The sequence below is a fragment of the Undibacterium sp. KW1 genome (genome assembly GCF_009937955.1).
Classification (GTDB): Bacteria; Pseudomonadota; Gammaproteobacteria; order Burkholderiales; family Burkholderiaceae_D; genus Undibacterium.
Genome location: NZ_AP018439.1, coordinates 4,236,112 through 4,252,099 on the forward strand (window position 1 = coordinate 4,236,112; position 15,988 = coordinate 4,252,099).

Below are 15,988 nucleotides of genomic sequence, written 5' to 3' on the forward strand. Positions count from 1 at the left end.
AAAAGGAACACGCATGCCTGGCACTGAACAACAAGATATAAAGCGCGCGGGCTTGCACCACGATCACCTCTTTGATGAAGGTAACACCACGGCAGAAAGGGGGTCGCGCTGGGTGATGTGGATCACCGCCGCGATTATGGTGGTGGAAATCGCGGCAGGCTGGTGGTTTAATTCCATGGCCTTGCTCGCCGACGGCTGGCACATGAGTTCGCACGCGTTTGCGATTGGCTTAAGTGCCTTTGCCTATTCCGCTGCACGCAAATATGCAAAAGATCCACGATTTGCCTTTGGTACCTGGAAGATAGAAATACTGGCTGGCTATACCAGTGCCATCTTCCTGCTTGGCATTGCGGTGTTGATGGCATTTGGTTCAGTCGAACGGCTATTCTCGCCGCAACCCATCCATTATCACGATGCGGTTATCATTGCCGTCATTGGTCTGGTGGTGAACATCGTCTGCGCCTTCATCCTCGGCGACGCCCATCACCACGGTGACCATGGTCATCATCACGGTCATAACCATGCGCCCCACCATGCCCATGGCAAGAACGATGATGCTCACGATGATGATCATGCCCATCATCTTGATCACCATCAGGAACAGAAGCATCAACACAAACACCACGACCTAAATCTTCAATCTGCTTACATCCACGTCATCGCAGACGCGGCAACGTCCGTTCTGGCGATTGCCGCCCTGATCGGTGGCTGGATATATGGCTGGACCTGGCTCGACCCTGTCATGGGGATCGTCGGTGCAGTGCTGGTTGCGGTGTGGGCAAAGAACCTGATGGTAGAAACAGGCAAAGTGCTGCTTGACCGCGAGATGGATGCACCAGTGGTCAATGAGATCCGCGAAGTCATCGAAAACGATGTGGAAGATCAAAACACCAAACTGGTTGACCTGCATGTCTGGCGCGTAGGCAGGCAATCCTATTCGTGCGCACTGAGTATACTGACCAGCAACGCCAGCCTCACCGCGACGCAAATACGAGAACAGCTAGCCATTCATGAAGAGATCGTGCATTCGACGATAGAAATGCATTATCGGTAAGCGGCTATTGGACGATAACACAGTCTCATTGATGAGATTGTCAGGTGCCTTGTAAGACATGAATGCTTAAGTCTAGAGTTGTCGGGACAACGTGCTCTAAAATTTCCGCCGGATGCACACTCTTTCTTTGCTTTGAATTGACACCGACATTCAAATAGCAAGCCCAATTACTGCTACTGAAACATAGTCGTAGATATGGCAAAAGGGGAGCGTCAACAAGCATAACAAACACTGCTGCTCTACTATTTTTACGCCCCAAGTTAAGTACAAGCGGACTAATATCCGTCTTTACAATAATTACTCGTTAGGTTGCAAACCGAAATTTTCTGGTACGCGGGCATAAATTTCACCAGTCCTGCCTGAATAAAAAATCACTCCAGATACAGCTGTATTCAAGTATTTTTTGACTATAAAACTTTCCCTTGGTCTGTCTATCGCTGGTTTCAAAGAACTGAAATGATAGATAAGGTAGGGCGAAACCACTTTAGTTACCATTAAGGCTCTTAAAGAAGGTAGCTCTTTTGCAGCGGTGGTGCCTGCCATGTTCATCCGGGCAACTGAGGTCGGAAGATCGTAGTAGAAAGGATTGCGCTTAAAATAGAGATATGAAATATTTTTTGACACAATACCAAATGCACTCGAACTGATTCTTTGAATATTAATAGTCACCCCATAAGCATTGCGTCCACGGAGTTTCTCACTAGATTCGATTTTTGAATAAAAATCAAAAACATCCAGATTTTTAAGTACCGAATCACTCTGAGTAACATGATCTGGTGAACCTATGCCATTTAGTTGAGGAATAAGAGGAAGTGCAAAAAATTGCACTTCACTAGAGTCTGCGTCATAGTTGTACACCAACCCGGACGAAATATCGCGAACGGCTTTTACTGGAAAATCGAAAGCAAAATAATCTTGAAGATTTAGGCCATCTGGAAGCTTAGTCGAATATGCTGCTGACTTGCGATTTTCAAAATCAACTGTTGTTTCAAATTCGCCCTTTTTCATGAGCGAAATTTTTTCCAACGCATTGATTGTCTCCATGAGATTGGCACCCTTCATATTCAAGGGAAGCTTGTTTTTCTCCAGCATGTCAATCGAAAATTTAATGCCTTGCACTTGCTTCGATTTTGGTGAAGGTGGCGTACCTGATGCAGCAGTTGCGTTGGTCAAATGCGATAAGGCAAGGGTGGCAGCAATTAAGCCCGCTGGAAAAATTTTCATAGTTCTACATATCATAAAATTTAAATACAAAGAATCTCTGTGCAAATCAGGCGATGCAGAACGCAATAATTCACTGCAACAACTATAATCCCTACGAAATCAATTTCAAAGTCATTTAGTTTATTTAGCTGCGAAGATTGACGATTTTTATTCGGATTGACATTAATTTCACGAGCCTTATCTTCTATCAAGTCGCCTGAACTTAATTGCCATGCGTACAAAGACCTTGCATTAACCGTACTCTACTCACTTCATCGGTAAACACTGGGCATTCATGCCAATTGCGTTACTCGATAACACGCCCATGGGCGGGGTACTGGCCGGACAGTATTTCGTGATCAGTCAGTTCGTCGCCGTACCAGAGTATGACTTTGTATGCACCAGCCCCGAACGCCAACTCACGAAATGCGCGGCCTTCTACCTGGTAAAACCGCCGTCAGGGTTACCGAGTGGGTGGAAGATGATGATGGGACTCATCGCCATGGCAGAACTGGACTTGACGCGCTTAACAAAGGCCTTGATGAGTTGCTGTGCCACGGTAAAATCAGATACCAGTGAGCGAGGATGAGCAAAAGGATTAAGCACAACGGCACCGGTTTTTCCCACTATCGAAGACCGCGCCGCAGCGCCAACACCCAGTATCTTTTGATCAGGTGGCGCACTGATCGCCAGTTCCGGCACTTCTGAAATGCACTCTCCAGATTTAAGATTCTTCACGCTTAAGCGATCAGGAGAAATCTGGATGTAGATATATTGTTTGAAGGAGTCGAACATAGATAAATTATTGTGGGCTGGCGAAAAGATTCAATAAGATTTTTTGGTACAGATACGATCATGCTAAATCCATCTCGCCTACCTGGGCTGTGCAAACTTCGCTTGATGCTGTAGCAGGATTTTTCGCATATCAGGGGCAATAAACCACGCATCTTCAATATTCTCTTGCTCCGTACTTGCGTAGTACCAAACCGAGTAGATATGCAGTGCTATATTATTTTCTATCAGCATCACTATATTTTTCCATAGATGACTTTCCAGAATAATCGTGTCTGCTGCATCAATGACAGAATTGAGTATCACTTCCATCAATGTGAATTTTTCGTCGTCGCTTAATGCCAAATTTTCATAGGCAACAACAAATTCTTCAATTCTGGCAGGATCAGCTACCGCATAATGCCAGTCATAAGACAGGGGTGGAGGTGGCAAATCAAGTTGCCTGGCAAGCGCATGCATAGCCTCGCCGGTTGGGCACCTCCATTTATGTTCCAGATCGATAAACATGGGATTCCTATTTTTTTACAGACTGAGAAACACTGTTCCCCACACCTCACCATGTAGCAAAAAATAGACATCATTACGTTTGACGAATCGCAGCAAATTAATCGGCAGGAGCGACTTTAGTCGCGAACAGTTCGCGCAGAATACCCGAAATTGAACTTGGCACATACAGCAAAAAATCGAGCCTGACACCGCTCCTACCGGTCAGCAGCAATTGAAATCAGGTGAGCCTTATCTCAACATCTCTTGCAACACATCCCGCGAATCAAATGCTGCGCGGCGCAAACGGTCGTTCACACCTTGCCAGTCTTTGTCCTGCGGCAGGGCTTCCACCAAAATCAAATCAGCGTTGGCATGATCAAGCTCGCGCAGGCCTGCGTATAAGTCATGGGCGTAGCCTACCGGGTCGGCGGGCAGGTGGCGCCATGCTTCTGCCTGGATGGCGGGGTGGGTCTGGTAGCTCATGAGGGCGAGTTTTTTATTTTTGGCGTGCAGGCGATTGACTGTGTCGTCGAGCTCTGCAGCTTCGACCAAAATCACAGGTGTATGCGGCGCGTAATGGGCATCCAGCGTGCCGGATGCGCGAGGTGCGGCGGCATCTGGTGCTGCTGGTGTGGTACCCAGGACGGCGGCCATTTGGGCGACGGTGATGTGCCCTGGACGCAGCAGCACGGGGCCGTGGGTAGCGAGGCGGCTGAGATCGACGATGGTTGATTCTATGCCGACATCGCTCTGGCCGCCGTCAAGTATGTGGGCGATGAGGCCGCCGGGTTGTATCTCTTGTTCGAATTCTTCTTCCACATGCGCTGCCATGGTGGGGCTGACGTGGCCGAATTTATTGGCCGATGGTGCAGCGACACCGCCCTTGCCTGCCTTGAAGGCGCGCAAGAGTTCTTGTGCCACGGGGTGCGATGGGCAGCGTATGCCTACCGTGTCTTGCCCGCCGGAGACGGCATCGGGAATATGGTCGGCGCGTTTTAAAATCAGGGTCAGCGGGCCGGGCCAGAAGGCCGCGATGAGCTGGTGTGCTTCTGCCGGGATGTCCTTGGCCCAGTAGCTGATGTCTGCACCAGGGGCAACATGGACAATCACAGGATGATTCGATGGTCTACCCTTGGCGGCGTAGATGTTGGCGACGGCGGTGGGGTTTTCTGCATCCGCACCCAGGCCATACACGGTCTCGGTCGGGAAGGCGACCAATTGGCCGCGTTCGAGTGCTTCTGCCGCTTCGGCAATAGCGCAAGGCGTGCTGGCGACTGGCTTCATGCCCACTCCGGTGCTGCTATGCCAAGGATGGTGCAGGCTTTGCTGAGATTGGCCTGGGCTTCTGCCATCGTCGGTGAAACGAAGGTGACGTGGCCCATCTTGCGGGCACGGCGGGCTTCTGCCTTGCCGTACAGGTGCAGGTGCGCACCTGGGATGGCCAGCACCTGATCCCAAGCAGGTTCGCGCATGTTGTCGGTGTCGCCTTCATACCAGACATCACCGAGGATATTGAGCATGGCGGCTGGCGAATGCTGGCGCACGTCGCCCAGCGGCAATTGCGCGAGCGCCCTGACCTGTTGCTGGAACTGGCTGGTGACGCAAGCATCAATCGTGTAGTGGCCGCTATTGTGCGGGCGTGGTGCCATTTCATTGACAACCAGGCTGCCATCCTTGAGCACAAAAAATTCTATGCACAGCACACCGACATAGCCCATCTCTGCAATGATATGCAGGGCAGCAGCTTGTGCCTTGCTGGCGACATCTGCCGACACATGGGTACTGGGGGCGATGGTGGTGAAGAGGATGCCATCGCGGTGGACGTTTTCTGCAATCGGGTACACCACTGCTTCACCATCGACGCCACGGGCAACGAGAACGGACACTTCGTAAGCAAGTGGCAGCATTTTTTCGAGTACGCAGACCTGGCCGTTCATGCCAGCAAAGGCAGCGGCGAGTTCAGCACGGTCACGCACGCGTACCTGGCCTTTGCCGTCATAGCCCATGCGCACGGTTTTCAGGATGCCGGGCAGCAGGTCTTCCCTGGCGCTGGCGACGTCATCCTGATTGGCGATGCCCCAGTGTGGCGCCGGGTAGACATGCGTGGTCGCGCCACAGCGGGTGAAGAAGTGTTTTTCTGAGAGACGGTCTTGCGCGATGGAGACACAGGCAGCAGCCGGGGCGACAAAGCTGGTTTGTGACAGCAGCTTTAAACTTTCTGCTGGGACGTTTTCAAATTCTGTGGTGACGGCTTTGCTGAGCTTGGCCAGCGCCATCAGGCCGGGGTGGTTTTCATAGCCAGCCTGGATATGCTGACCTGTTACTTGCGCTGCCGGGCAGCCCGCTTCAGGCTCCAGCACGGCGACCTGGTAACCCATGGCTTGTGCCGCCTGGGCAAACATGCGGCCCAGTTGGCCACCGCCCATGATGCCGAGGCAACTGGTGGGAGTGTTGGGTAGCAATGGCTGACGGGGCTGTGCGGGCTGTGAATGAGTGGTCATGGTAGTGATTTCAAACTAGGGATTGTTTGTGCACAATAGTACAAATCAAATGAGGTACGGATATTTAGGTGAATTTGTTCGTGCTCGGTGAGTCGTAGGTTGGGCCGTGATGTAGGTTGGGCTACGCCTTATCAGCCCAACACTCGGCGTTTAAATAACGTATACGTTTGTTGAGGCCCAGTGTTGGGCTGGTGAAGCGTAGCCCAACCTACGAAATCTTCCACTATCAACGAAAATCTAAACCGGCAACACCATATCGCGTGCAACTTGCGTTTGCTTTTCGCGGAACTCGATCAATCTCGCAGCAAGTGCATCATCGGTCGTCGCCAAGATCGCAATCGCGGCCAGGGCGGCATTTGCTGCGCCTGCCTCGCCTATCGCGAAGGTTGATACCGGTATGCCTTTTGGCATTTGCACGATGGACAGCAGCGAGTCTTCACCACGCAGGTATTTGGATGGCACGGGCACACCCAATACTGGCACGATGGTCTTGGCGGCGATCATGCCTGGCAGGTGGGCTGCACCGCCAGCACCGGCAATGATGGCGCGCAGGCCGCGCTCGCGGGCGGTTTCTGCATAGGTGAACATTTCATCGGGCATGCGGTGGGCAGAGACGACCCTGGCTTCAAAGCCTATGCCAAACTCCTTGAGGATGGCGACGGCGTTTTGCATGACGTCCCAGTCCGAGGATGACCCCATGACGACGCCGACGACGATTTTATTTGTAGTCATCATCAGTCCTTCAGGCTTTCGCCAGTCAGGCGTTCCAGTGCTTCACGGTATTTGGCGGCAGTTTTTTGCACGACTTCATCCGGCAAGGCTGGGGCTGGTGCTGTCTTTTTCCAGCTGGTGATGGTTTCGAGATAATCGCGCACGAACTGTTTGTCAAAAGACGGTGGTGAAATACCGGTAGCATAAGAGTCAGCAGGCCAGAAGCGGGAGGAATCGGCAGTCAGCACTTCATCCATCAAGTGCAGCACGCCATTGTCATCGAGGCCAAATTCAAACTTGGTGTCGGCGATGATGATGCCACGGGTGGCGGCGTATTCTGCGGCTTCAGTGTAGAGCTGTATGCTGATGTCGCGAATTTTGGCGGCCAGTTCTGCACCTATGCGTTGCTCGGTTTCTGCATAGCTGATGTTTTCATCATGCTCACCCATTTCTGCCTTGGCAGCCGGGGTGAATATCGGTGCTGGCAGCTTGGCTGCCTGTGGCAAACCTGCTGGCAATTGTATGCCGCAGATTGCGCCTGTCTCTTGATAATCTTTCCAGCCTGAGCCGATGATGTAGCCACGTACCACGGCTTCTACCATGATGGGCTTGAGGCGTTTGGCAACGACCGCACGGCCTTTGACTTGCGCGACTTCATCTGCTGACACCACGGATTCTGGTGCAACACCAGTCAGGTGGTTAGGCACGATATGGCCCAGCTTTTCAAACCAGAAATTCGCCATCTGGTTCAGCACGCGGCCTTTGTCAGGTATCGGTTCATTCATGATGACATCGAATGCGGACAGGCGGTCACTGGTGACGATGAGCAGCTTGTCGTCGCCGACAGCGTAATTGTCACGTACCTTGCCACGGCCCAGCAAAGGCAGGGAATGAAGAGTGGAATTGATTTGCGTAGTCATGAGGGATTTCTTTATTTCGATCTGGATAGGGTTTACACAGAATTGTTGGTGGGTTGGCAGCATTGTAGGTTGGGCTACGCTTCATCAGCCCAACACTGGACCTCAACAAACGTATGCGTTATTTAAACGCCGAGTGTTGGGCTGGTAAACCGTAGCCTAGCGAGGCCCGGCCCAACCTACGAGATTACTACCGCCAAAAACAATTTTGTCTAAACCCTGAACTCCCCCACTCCGGCTCACACCGGAATGAGGAAATGAGCTTATTACTTAATTTACGATCTGCGCCAAAGCGCCTTTCTTGTACTGTTCTGCCACTTTTTCCAGTGCCATAGGCTTGATCTTGCCTGCCTGGCCTTCGCAACCGAAGGACAGATAACGTGCCTTGCAGACCAGTTTCGCTGCTTCACGCGCTGGCTTCAGGTAATCACGTGGATCAAACTTGGACGGGTTTTCAAACATGTAGCGACGGATCGCGCCTGTCATTGCCAGACGGATGTCGGTGTCGATGTTGATCTTGCGCACGCCGTTCTGGATACCAATGACGATTTCTTCAACAGGCACGCCATAGGTTTCTTTCATGTCGCCACCGAACTGGCGGATTTCATCCAGCAGTTCTTGTGGTACGGAAGAAGAACCGTGCATCACCAGATGGGTGTTAGGAATGCGCTGGTGGATTTCCTTGATGCGGTCGATTGCCAGGATGTCGCCAGTAGGCTTGCGGGAGAATTTGTAAGCACCGTGAGACGTACCGATGGCAATTGCCAGGGCATCGCACTGTGTCTGTTTGACGAAGTCAGCAGCTTGCTGCACATCGGTCAGCAATTGTTCGCGCGTCATTTTGCCGTCGGCACCGTGGCCGTCTTCCTTGTCGCCCATCATGGTTTCCAGAGAACCGAGCACGCCCAGTTCTGCTTCTACCGTAACGCCGATGGAGTGGGCAAACTTGACCACTTCACGCGATACTTCGACATTGTATTCATAGCTGGCGACGCTCTTGCCGTCTTCCATCAAAGAGCCGTCCATCATCACCGAGGTGAAGCCGGATTTGATCGCAGCCATGCAGACTGCTGGCGACTGGCCGTGGTCCTGGTGCATGACGACGGGGATGTGCGGGTAAGCTTCTACCGCAGCCTCGATCAGATGACGCAAGAATGCTTCGCCTGCATATTTGCGGGCACCGGCAGAGGCTTGCATGATGACAGGTGCGCCAACTTCATCGGCGGCCTGCATGATGGCGGTGACTTGCTCCAGGTTGTTGACGTTGAAAGCTGGCAGACCGTAACCGTTTTCGGCGGCGTGGTCCAGCAATTGACGCATGGATACGAGTGGCATAATTAACTCCAGATTGCTTTATAAAAAAATCTTTGTCCCTGCTACGCTTGGTTCTCGCCTACCCTGACAATTTTCATTGCATTGGTGCCGCCGACCTGCCCCATGGGCTCACCCCAGGTGACCACGATCATGTCGCCCTTGGTGACGATGTCGTTTTCCAGCAAGACGGTTTCGGCAGACTTCAACACCACTTCCCTGTCAGCAGAGTAAGGCAGGTTGAAGGTCTGGACATTGCGGTACAGCGCTGCCTTGCGCTGGGTAGCCACGCTTGGTGTCAGTGCAAACAAAGGCACATCGACGCTGTGGCGGCTCATCCACAAGGCAGTAGAACCCGACTCGGTCAGGGCCACGATGGCTTTCACACCCAAGTGATGGGCTGTGAACAGCGCGCCATAGGCGATGGACTGGTCGATACGGGTAAAGGTCATGTTGAGGAAGTCGGCGTCGAGCTTGTTTTCCTGGAATTTTTCAGCTTCCAGGCAAATCAGCGACATCGCCTCCACGGTTTCTATTGGGTATTTGCCGGATGCGGTTTCTGCCGAGGTCATGACGGCATCAGTGCCATCAAGCACCGCATTGGCCACGTCTGACACTTCAGCGCGGGTAGGCACGGCATTGACGATCATGGATTCCATCATCTGGGTGGCAGTAATAGCCACCTTGTTGGAAGCACGCGCCATCTTGATCATGCGTTTTTGCAAGGCTGGCACAGCGGCATTACCTACCTCTACAGCCAGATCGCCACGGGCAACCATGATGCCGTCGGATGCATCCAGAATTTCTTGCAGCAGCGGTATCGCTTCTGCACGTTCTATCTTGGCGATCATCATGGGTTTGTGGTTGTAAGGCTCACCCGCGATGTTCGAGAGTTGCCTTGCCATTTCCATGTCAGTCGCATTTTTTGGGAAAGACACGGCGACATAATCAGCCTGGAAAGACATGGCTGTCTTGATGTCTTCCATGTCTTTGCCGGTCAATGCCGGTGCTGTCAGGCCACCGCCCTGGCGGTTGATGCCCTTGTTGTTGGACAACTCGCCACCTATCTTGGTGACAGTATGGATTTCATTGCCAACGACTTTTTCAACGACCAGCACGATCAGGCCATCATTGAGCAACAGCAGGTCGCCGTTTTTGACATCTCGCGGCAGGGCCTTGTAGTCAAGGCCGACACGTTCCTGATTGCCCATGGTGCAGTCTGCATCGAGGATAAACTTGTCGCCGTTTTCGAGATTAATGCGGGAATTTTCAAACTTGCCAATACGAATTTTAGGACCCTGCAAATCAGCCATGATGGCGATTTCACGGCCACATTCTGCTGCTGCCTGGCGCACCATCGTGGCCCGGTCTATATGATCCTGCGCCTTGCCATGCGAGAAATTCAACCTCACCACATTCACCCCGGCATGGATCATACGCTTGAGCGTAGCCAAGTCATTCGAAGCGGGGCCTATGGTGGCAACAATCTTGGTGGCACGTGACATCTGGTCTCCTGAAAATTTTCTTTTATATGTTGATTACACAAAACCTGAAAGCTGATTAAGACCGAAAAGCTCACCACAGAGACACAGAGGGGGCACTGAGGGTCACAGAGAAAAGCAAATAATGAGGTCAATGCAGATCGTCATCATTTCTCAAGGTTTTCTCTGTGCTGTCTCTGTGTCTCCGTGTCTCTGTGGTTAGGGGTTTTGGTCTTGATTTTGAATCAATTTATTTAACCGCGCGTTGCAACAAAATTTCTACTGCTGGCAGGGTTTTGCCTTCCAAAAACTCCAGGAAAGCGCCGCCGCCTGTCGAGATATAACCCACCTTGTCAGCGATGTTGTACTTGGCAATCGCGGCCAGGGTGTCGCCACCGCCAGCAATCGAGAAGCCTGCTGAATCGGCAATCGCCTGCGCCAGCACTTTTGTACCGTTGCCGAACTGGTCAAATTCAAACACGCCTACCGGGCCGTTCCAGACTATCGTGCCAGCTTTTTTGATTTGCTCTGCCAGCAATGCAGCAGTCGTTGGGCCGATGTCGAGGATCATGTCGTCGTCCTGCACATCTGCCACTGCCTTGACAGTTGCCACTGCGGTTGGTGAAAATTCTTTGGCGCACACTACATCGGTAGGGATAGGCACAGATGCGCCGCGCTTGGCCATCATGTCGATGATGGCTTTGGCTTCTTCCACCAGATCAGCTTCTGCCAGGGACTTACCGATTTTGAGGCCGGATGCCAGCATGAAGGTATTCGCAATGCCGCCACCGACGATGAGGTTATCCACCTTGTCAGCCAGTGATTTCAAAATAGTCAGTTTGCTCGATACCTTGGAACCGGCAACAATCGCCACCAGCGGGCGGGCGGGATGGCCCAGCGCTTTGCCCAGTGCATCAAGCTCGGCAGACAACAAGGGGCCAGCGCAGGCGATGGGAGCAAACTTGGCGATGCCGTGGGTAGTTGCTTCTGCACGGTGGGCAGTGCCAAAGGCATCATTCACATACACGTCGCACAGGGCAGCCATTTTTTGCGCAAGCGCATCGTCGTTTTTCTTTTCGCCCTTGTTGACACGGCAGTTTTCCAGCAAGACTACCTGGCCAGGCGCTACATCGACTCCATCCACCCAGTTTTGCTTGAGTTCTACATTCACGCCCAATAATTCAGACAAACGCTTGGCAACCGGTGCCAGGGTATCTTCTGCCTTGAATTCACCCTCAGTCGGACGTCCCAGATGCGAAGTCACCATCACCGCAGCACCTGCCTGCAAAGCCTGCTGTATCGCCGGCACCGAGGCGCGGATACGGGTATCTTCGGTAATATTGCCGTTGTCGTCCTGAGGAACGTTCAAATCGGCGCGGATGAAAACACGTTTGCCCTGGAGCTGGTTTGCTGCGATCAGGTCACTGAGTCGGTTGAATTGCATCGTGATATGGAGTTGGCAAGGTTGAAGGGTGGCGCCCCTGTCTCAGCTAGCTTTGATAACGCGCATAGTAGCGCACGACAAAGCCTGACAAAACACGGCGCCGGGATATTTCAAGACTTACACAAAGCTGCTGTCGCGCCATGTTGCTGCATGGCCGGAACAATCTTGTGTAAGCCCTGTGGATATGTCCAAATAAGTCCAGTATTGCAAAAGTCCCCAGCCCGCTATTTTACCAAAGCCCGCTTGCAGACCATACGGTTTTGCGCGGGTTTTGCGAGTTTAATGCGGGAATTGGTAGTAAATTGACATTTATTTGATGGAATTGCTTGGACATGGGGATGGCGGGTGGGTTTGAATGGGGATGAATGGGGTTTGGCGGGCAATCAGTACGTTCGTGCTTTTGTATGAATTTTTATTAATTTGCCATGCTGAATGCGGTTGTTGATTTGTATACATCAAACAAATATCCACCGCCGGAGCTGCTACATGCAAGCAAAACCATTCATATAATTACGTCATTCCTGCGTGCTTTTGGCAGGAATCCACCGGGTTGGCGCTCCAGCGGCGTTCGACGCAAACTATTGCCTGAGTTAATTTCAGATTCTTGGTGCTTGAGCATTCAGATTTTCAAATGCCTTCACACGTAAACTGCGATTGCAGGTCGGGGTAGCCCGACAGCTACTCACTTTTCTTGTCTCGCCAAGAAAAGTAAGCCAAAGAAGGCGACCGAGGCGTCGCTGCCCCCTGAAGGGGGTTCCCTTTGCTGCAAGTCAAAAAATGGGAAATGCCCGAAACTCGCTTCGCTCAGACAACGTTCATTTCTTAATCCATTTTCCGCCTCGCAGCAAAGGCATCGACACATCGGAACTGCTAAAAGCAACAGCAACCCCAAAGTCAAAAACAACGTCATACGACCTTCACCTCCAACTTTGGAAGCTATTGCTTATCAATCTATGGATTTATGCAGTGTCTTCACGCAAAGCAAAGTATTTTCACAAAAATTCCTGCAATAATTAAAATCCCACTTTCATCAAAAAAGAGCTGTGACATGAAGCTTCAAATCGAACTAACGAAATTTTATACAGAGAAAGACGAGTTACGTTTTTTCATGGCACTAAGAGAAATACCGGCCTTGAAATCGATACAAGGCGTTGGTCGCTCACTCATCATCGATTTTGATCTGAGAGGACTGGGTCGTGATTCTCTGCTTGAATTGATCGGTATATTGACTCGTTACCAAATCAACTTGAAGCCAATTGGCATACTCGCGGAGCGAAGTAAATTTGCGTGGTTGAAGGATAAGAGATGGTATTGGTATGGAGAGATGTTTGGTGAACAGTAAGGCATAAAGAATGCGATTTACCCGCAGTGCTCAACTAAGCAAACCAAGTTAGCAATATGTCTTCTTGCTGTTGCTGTTGCTGTTGCTGTTGCTGTTGCTGTTGCTGTTGCTGTTGCTGTTGCTGTTGCTGTTGCTGTTGCTGTTGCTGTTGCTGTTGCTGTTGCTGTTGACCTTGGCCGTTCCCATGTGTAGCCGCCATTTGTGCTGTACAGAAAATGGATTAAGAAGGACCGCTGTCTGAGCGTAGCGAGTTTCGGGCCTTCCCATTTTTTGTACTGCACAAATGGGGCCCCCGCAGGGGCGGCTACGCCTGGGTCGCCTTCTTTGGCTTACTTTTCTTGGCGAGACAAGAAAAGTGAGTAGCCGCCGGTCTACCACCGGCCTGCAATCTTAAATGACGTGTGCAGGCATTTGAAAATCCGGATGTTCAAGCACGACGAATCAGAAATTAACTCACGCAATAGTTTGCCACTAACACCTCTGGATTGCAGCCAAAAACACGCTGGAGCGCAAGGTCTTGCGCAAGGCAAGACTCTGCCCCCAGATCACAACCCCAACCGAATATAAGTAAACACCGCCATCCCAAAAAATATCGTCTGCAACATATTCTTGCGCACCAAAAAGAATGCCGTCGCCAGCAAGCCCGCCAGCAGGCGCGGGTTTTGCAAACCGACTTCGACCTGACCATTGGTCAGCAACAAGTCCGGCACGATGATTGCAGCCAGCGCGCAGGCGGGAGCGTAGCGCAGGGCTTCCTGCACGCGCTTGGGCAGGTTGATGTGATGTCCCACCAGCCAGAAGCCGCTGCGGGCAATAAAGGTAGCCAGAGTCAGCAGGCCTATGACCAGCCAGATTTCCCAGTCGCTCATGCTTGCTCCCCATTGTTCTTGCCAGCTGCGGCTAGTTTTTTACCGTCCAGATATTCTTCCAGCATCATGGCAGTGCCCATGCCGAGCAAGACGGCCAGCAAGAGGCCGAGTTTGTAGGGCAGATTCACTGCAAGCAGGGCGACGATGCCAGCCACAACGACACCGGCAAAGGCAGCGCGGTTGATGATCAGGGGCAGCATGATGCACAGGATGGCCAGGGTACCGGCAAAACCCAGCCCCCAACTTGAAGGCACCTGGCTGCCCAGCAAAATGCCAATGATAGAGCCGGTTTGCCAGGCGCCCCAATTTGGGAAGACCAGGGATTTCAGGTAGGCCAGCTTGCCTTTTTCCTCAATAAATTCAGGATAGCGCTGTATGAACAGGCTGACAGAAATGTCGCCGGTCATAAAACCCAACCAGGCGCGGGTACGCCAGGGCAGGTGCGCAAAATGGGGAGCAAGAATGGCAGAAAAAATCAAAAACCGCAGATTCACGACCAGTGCCGTGGCAAAAATCACCCAAACAGGGGCATGTGCGGCAATCAGGGGTAATGATGCGAGTTGGGCAGATCCGGCAAAGACCAGCAGGGTCATGCCCAGTGCCTGCGGCAGAGTCAGCCCAGCCTTGATCATGGCAACGCCAACCACCATTCCCCAAGCACCTATACCAAACCAGGTGGGTGCTCCTACTCTCAAACCTTCCTTGATCGCGGCCTTGTCTGATTCAAATGACATGAGAGTGTAGATAGAGCGGGAAAGTCCATCATTGTAACTTGGAAACAAAAAGCTTGCCTGTGGCGCTGATTTTGTGAGCAGATTGGCAAATAAGATGCAAACATATATGCCGTACAAGTCCCCTCCCCTTCAAGGGGAGGTTGTCGGGGTTTCGCAGCCGACGACATCTAAGCAGCTTGCAAGCCGCTTAGCTTGGTAGGTTGGGCCGGGCCTCGCTAGGCTACGTTTTATCAGCCCAACACTCGGCGAATAAATACCGTATTCGTTTGCAGCGGCCCAGTGTTGGGCTGATGATGCGTAGCCCAACCTACGATTTTTTTCAGATCATGCCTAATCACAGAGTACACAGCACCAACAGCCACCCGCACGAATACCCCCAGCCAACCCATAATCCGTTAAAATCCCGTTGGCAATGTTTAATTCGGGAGCAAACCAGCGTCGCCAGCCTGAACGCGCCTGCTTCCAGCACCATTTTTATTTACGGAGTCCCCATGTCCACCACAGCCAGCACAACCAATAACGTCGTCGAACTGCAAGCCAGCGATTTGCCTGCGCATTGCCCTAACCCGGCCATGCCGCTGTGGTCTTCGCACCCGCGCGTCTATCTTGATTTGTCGCATGGCGGCACAGCCACTTGCTCTTATTGCGGCACGCAATACAAGCTGGCGGCAGGCGTCGTGCTCAAAGCCCACTAATCCACCGCCCCCGTCATGGCCGCTAAAAAACAGTTGAATGGCAGTGCCGACGAAGTCGAGGCGGCTTTTTATGATGCACTGAGCCGTGCCGATCTCGATGGCATGATGGCCCTGTGGGCCGAGGATGAAGAGATAGTTTGCATCCACCCCGGTGCAACCAGGCTGATAGGCCATGCAGCCATACGCAGTTCCTGGGAAGCGATCTTCGAGCGCGGCAGCGTGCAGATACGTCCTTTGCAGTTGCATGCGACCCACAATATGCTGACAGCCGTCCATAGCATCGTCGAAGAATTCCAGCGCCCCAGCGACAGCAGCCAGGATGTACATATCCTGGCTACCAATGTGTATGTCAAGACCCCGCGTGGCTGGCGCATTACCATGCACCACGCCTCGGTCGCGTCTGGCAAGCCGCCGCTGGACATGTTCAAGGCCAGCACCCTGCATTGAT

Annotated in this window: 17 protein-coding genes; 4 read left to right on the forward strand and 13 right to left on the reverse strand. The window is 52.1% G+C overall.

All coding sequences use genetic code 11. The annotated features are described in order from the left end of the window. Window positions 1–13: 13 nt before the first annotated feature. On the forward strand, window positions 14–1,054 hold the full coding sequence (gene dmeF, locus UNDKW_RS18970) for a CDF family Co(II)/Ni(II) efflux transporter DmeF (protein ID WP_162059970.1): 1,041 nt from the start codon (window positions 14–16) through the stop codon (window positions 1,052–1,054). A gap of 297 nt (window positions 1,055–1,351) precedes the next feature. On the opposite strand, the gene UNDKW_RS18975 is transcribed toward dmeF, so the two are convergent. The 10 genes from UNDKW_RS18975 to UNDKW_RS19020 all read right to left on the reverse strand — a co-directional run bounded on the left by UNDKW_RS18975 (window position 1,352) and on the right by UNDKW_RS19020 (window position 11,900). Beyond that, entirely contained in the window at window positions 1,352–2,278 is a 927-nt protein-coding gene (locus tag UNDKW_RS18975) for a hypothetical protein (RefSeq protein WP_162059971.1), read from the reverse strand. Window positions 2,279–2,695: 417 nt separating this feature from the next. Further along, window positions 2,696–2,995: a rod shape-determining protein gene (locus UNDKW_RS30595; RefSeq protein WP_232063047.1), complete on the reverse strand. Its 300-nt coding sequence runs from the start codon at window positions 2,993–2,995 to the stop codon at window positions 2,696–2,698. Between the two features lie 135 nt (window positions 2,996–3,130). After that, window positions 3,131–3,556 (reverse strand): hypothetical protein, encoded by a 426-nt coding sequence (locus UNDKW_RS18985; protein ID WP_162059972.1) that lies wholly within the window; start codon window positions 3,554–3,556, stop codon window positions 3,131–3,133. Window positions 3,557–3,784: 228 nt separating this feature from the next. Then, window positions 3,785–4,819, reverse strand: coding sequence for an L-threonylcarbamoyladenylate synthase (locus UNDKW_RS18990; protein ID WP_162059973.1), 1,035 nt, complete (start codon window positions 4,817–4,819; stop codon window positions 3,785–3,787). Beyond that, a complete protein-coding gene (locus UNDKW_RS18995) occupies window positions 4,816–6,036 on the reverse strand; it encodes a 5-(carboxyamino)imidazole ribonucleotide synthase (RefSeq protein WP_162059974.1) in 1,221 nt (406 codons plus the stop codon). Before UNDKW_RS18995 ends, UNDKW_RS18990 begins: the two co-directional genes overlap by 4 nt. A gap of 237 nt (window positions 6,037–6,273) precedes the next feature. Beyond that, on the reverse strand, window positions 6,274–6,771 hold the full coding sequence (gene purE / locus UNDKW_RS19000; RefSeq protein WP_370529039.1) for a 5-(carboxyamino)imidazole ribonucleotide mutase: 498 nt from the start codon (window positions 6,769–6,771) through the stop codon (window positions 6,274–6,276). Next, window positions 6,771–7,667: a phosphoribosylaminoimidazolesuccinocarboxamide synthase gene (locus UNDKW_RS19005; protein WP_110256739.1), complete on the reverse strand. Its 897-nt coding sequence runs from the start codon at window positions 7,665–7,667 to the stop codon at window positions 6,771–6,773. Before UNDKW_RS19005 ends, purE begins: the two co-directional genes overlap by 1 nt. 267 nt (window positions 7,668–7,934) lie before the next feature. Next, entirely contained in the window at window positions 7,935–8,999 is a 1,065-nt protein-coding gene (gene fba / locus UNDKW_RS19010) for a class II fructose-bisphosphate aldolase (protein WP_162042491.1), read from the reverse strand. A gap of 41 nt (window positions 9,000–9,040) precedes the next feature. Next, window positions 9,041–10,480, reverse strand: a complete 1,440-nt coding sequence (gene pyk / locus UNDKW_RS19015) for a pyruvate kinase (RefSeq protein WP_162042492.1) — start codon at window positions 10,478–10,480, stop codon at window positions 9,041–9,043. A 226-nt stretch (window positions 10,481–10,706) separates the two neighbouring features. Continuing rightward, window positions 10,707–11,900, reverse strand: a complete 1,194-nt coding sequence (locus UNDKW_RS19020; RefSeq protein WP_162059976.1) for a phosphoglycerate kinase — start codon at window positions 11,898–11,900, stop codon at window positions 10,707–10,709. 1,048 nt (window positions 11,901–12,948) lie between these two features. Here UNDKW_RS19020 and UNDKW_RS19025 point away from each other — a divergent pair. Next, complete coding sequence (locus tag UNDKW_RS19025) at window positions 12,949–13,242, forward strand: hypothetical protein (RefSeq protein WP_162059977.1); 294 nt, start codon at window positions 12,949–12,951, stop codon at window positions 13,240–13,242. A gap of 34 nt (window positions 13,243–13,276) precedes the next feature. On the opposite strand, the gene UNDKW_RS19030 is transcribed toward UNDKW_RS19025, so the two are convergent. From UNDKW_RS19030 to UNDKW_RS19040, 3 genes are all read right to left on the reverse strand, one after another. Beyond that, entirely contained in the window at window positions 13,277–13,441 is a 165-nt protein-coding gene (locus tag UNDKW_RS19030; RefSeq protein WP_162059978.1) for a hypothetical protein, read from the reverse strand. A 346-nt stretch (window positions 13,442–13,787) separates the two neighbouring features. Next, window positions 13,788–14,111, reverse strand: coding sequence for an AzlD domain-containing protein (locus UNDKW_RS19035; protein ID WP_162059979.1), 324 nt, complete (start codon window positions 14,109–14,111; stop codon window positions 13,788–13,790). Continuing rightward, complete coding sequence (locus UNDKW_RS19040; RefSeq protein WP_162059980.1) at window positions 14,108–14,845, reverse strand: AzlC family ABC transporter permease; 738 nt, start codon at window positions 14,843–14,845, stop codon at window positions 14,108–14,110. Before UNDKW_RS19040 ends, UNDKW_RS19035 begins: the two co-directional genes overlap by 4 nt. Window positions 14,846–15,336: 491 nt before the next feature. Between UNDKW_RS19040 and UNDKW_RS19045 the strand changes: the two genes are divergently transcribed. Together UNDKW_RS19045 and UNDKW_RS19050 are read left to right on the forward strand one after the other, a co-directional pair. Then, window positions 15,337–15,540, forward strand: coding sequence for a zinc-finger domain-containing protein (locus tag UNDKW_RS19045; RefSeq protein WP_162059981.1), 204 nt, complete (start codon window positions 15,337–15,339; stop codon window positions 15,538–15,540). A gap of 15 nt (window positions 15,541–15,555) precedes the next feature. Next, on the forward strand, window positions 15,556–15,987 hold the full coding sequence (locus tag UNDKW_RS19050) for a nuclear transport factor 2 family protein (protein WP_162059982.1): 432 nt from the start codon (window positions 15,556–15,558) through the stop codon (window positions 15,985–15,987). The last annotated feature ends 1 nt before the right edge of the window (window position 15,988 follow it).

Coding starts and splice junctions, on each gene's coding strand:
- dmeF (WP_162059970.1), top strand. CDS start 14: ATGCCTGGCACTGAACAACAAGATATAAAGCGCGCGGGCTTGCACCAC.
- UNDKW_RS18975 (WP_162059971.1), bottom strand. CDS start 2,278: ATGAAAATTTTTCCAGCGGGCTTAATTGCTGCCACCCTTGCCTTATCG.
- UNDKW_RS18985 (WP_162059972.1), bottom strand. CDS start 3,556: ATGTTTATCGATCTGGAACATAAATGGAGGTGCCCAACCGGCGAGGCT.
- UNDKW_RS18990 (WP_162059973.1), bottom strand. CDS start 4,819: ATGAAGCCAGTCGCCAGCACGCCTTGCGCTATTGCCGAAGCGGCAGAA.
- UNDKW_RS18995 (WP_162059974.1), bottom strand. CDS start 6,036: ATGACCACTCATTCACAGCCCGCACAGCCCCGTCAGCCATTGCTACCC.
- purE (WP_370529039.1), bottom strand. CDS start 6,771: ATGATGACTACAAATAAAATCGTCGTCGGCGTCGTCATGGGGTCATCC.
- UNDKW_RS19005 (WP_110256739.1), bottom strand. CDS start 7,667: ATGACTACGCAAATCAATTCCACTCTTCATTCCCTGCCTTTGCTGGGC.
- fba (WP_162042491.1), bottom strand. CDS start 8,999: ATGCCACTCGTATCCATGCGTCAATTGCTGGACCACGCCGCCGAAAAC.
- pyk (WP_162042492.1), bottom strand. CDS start 10,480: ATGTCACGTGCCACCAAGATTGTTGCCACCATAGGCCCCGCTTCGAAT.
- UNDKW_RS19020 (WP_162059976.1), bottom strand. CDS start 11,900: ATGCAATTCAACCGACTCAGTGACCTGATCGCAGCAAACCAGCTCCAG.
- UNDKW_RS19025 (WP_162059977.1), top strand. CDS start 12,949: ATGAAGCTTCAAATCGAACTAACGAAATTTTATACAGAGAAAGACGAG.
- UNDKW_RS19030 (WP_162059978.1), bottom strand. CDS start 13,441: ATGGCGGCTACACATGGGAACGGCCAAGGTCAACAGCAACAGCAACAG.
- UNDKW_RS19035 (WP_162059979.1), bottom strand. CDS start 14,111: ATGAGCGACTGGGAAATCTGGCTGGTCATAGGCCTGCTGACTCTGGCT.
- UNDKW_RS19040 (WP_162059980.1), bottom strand. CDS start 14,845: ATGTCATTTGAATCAGACAAGGCCGCGATCAAGGAAGGTTTGAGAGTA.
- UNDKW_RS19045 (WP_162059981.1), top strand. CDS start 15,337: ATGTCCACCACAGCCAGCACAACCAATAACGTCGTCGAACTGCAAGCC.
- UNDKW_RS19050 (WP_162059982.1), top strand. CDS start 15,556: ATGGCCGCTAAAAAACAGTTGAATGGCAGTGCCGACGAAGTCGAGGCG.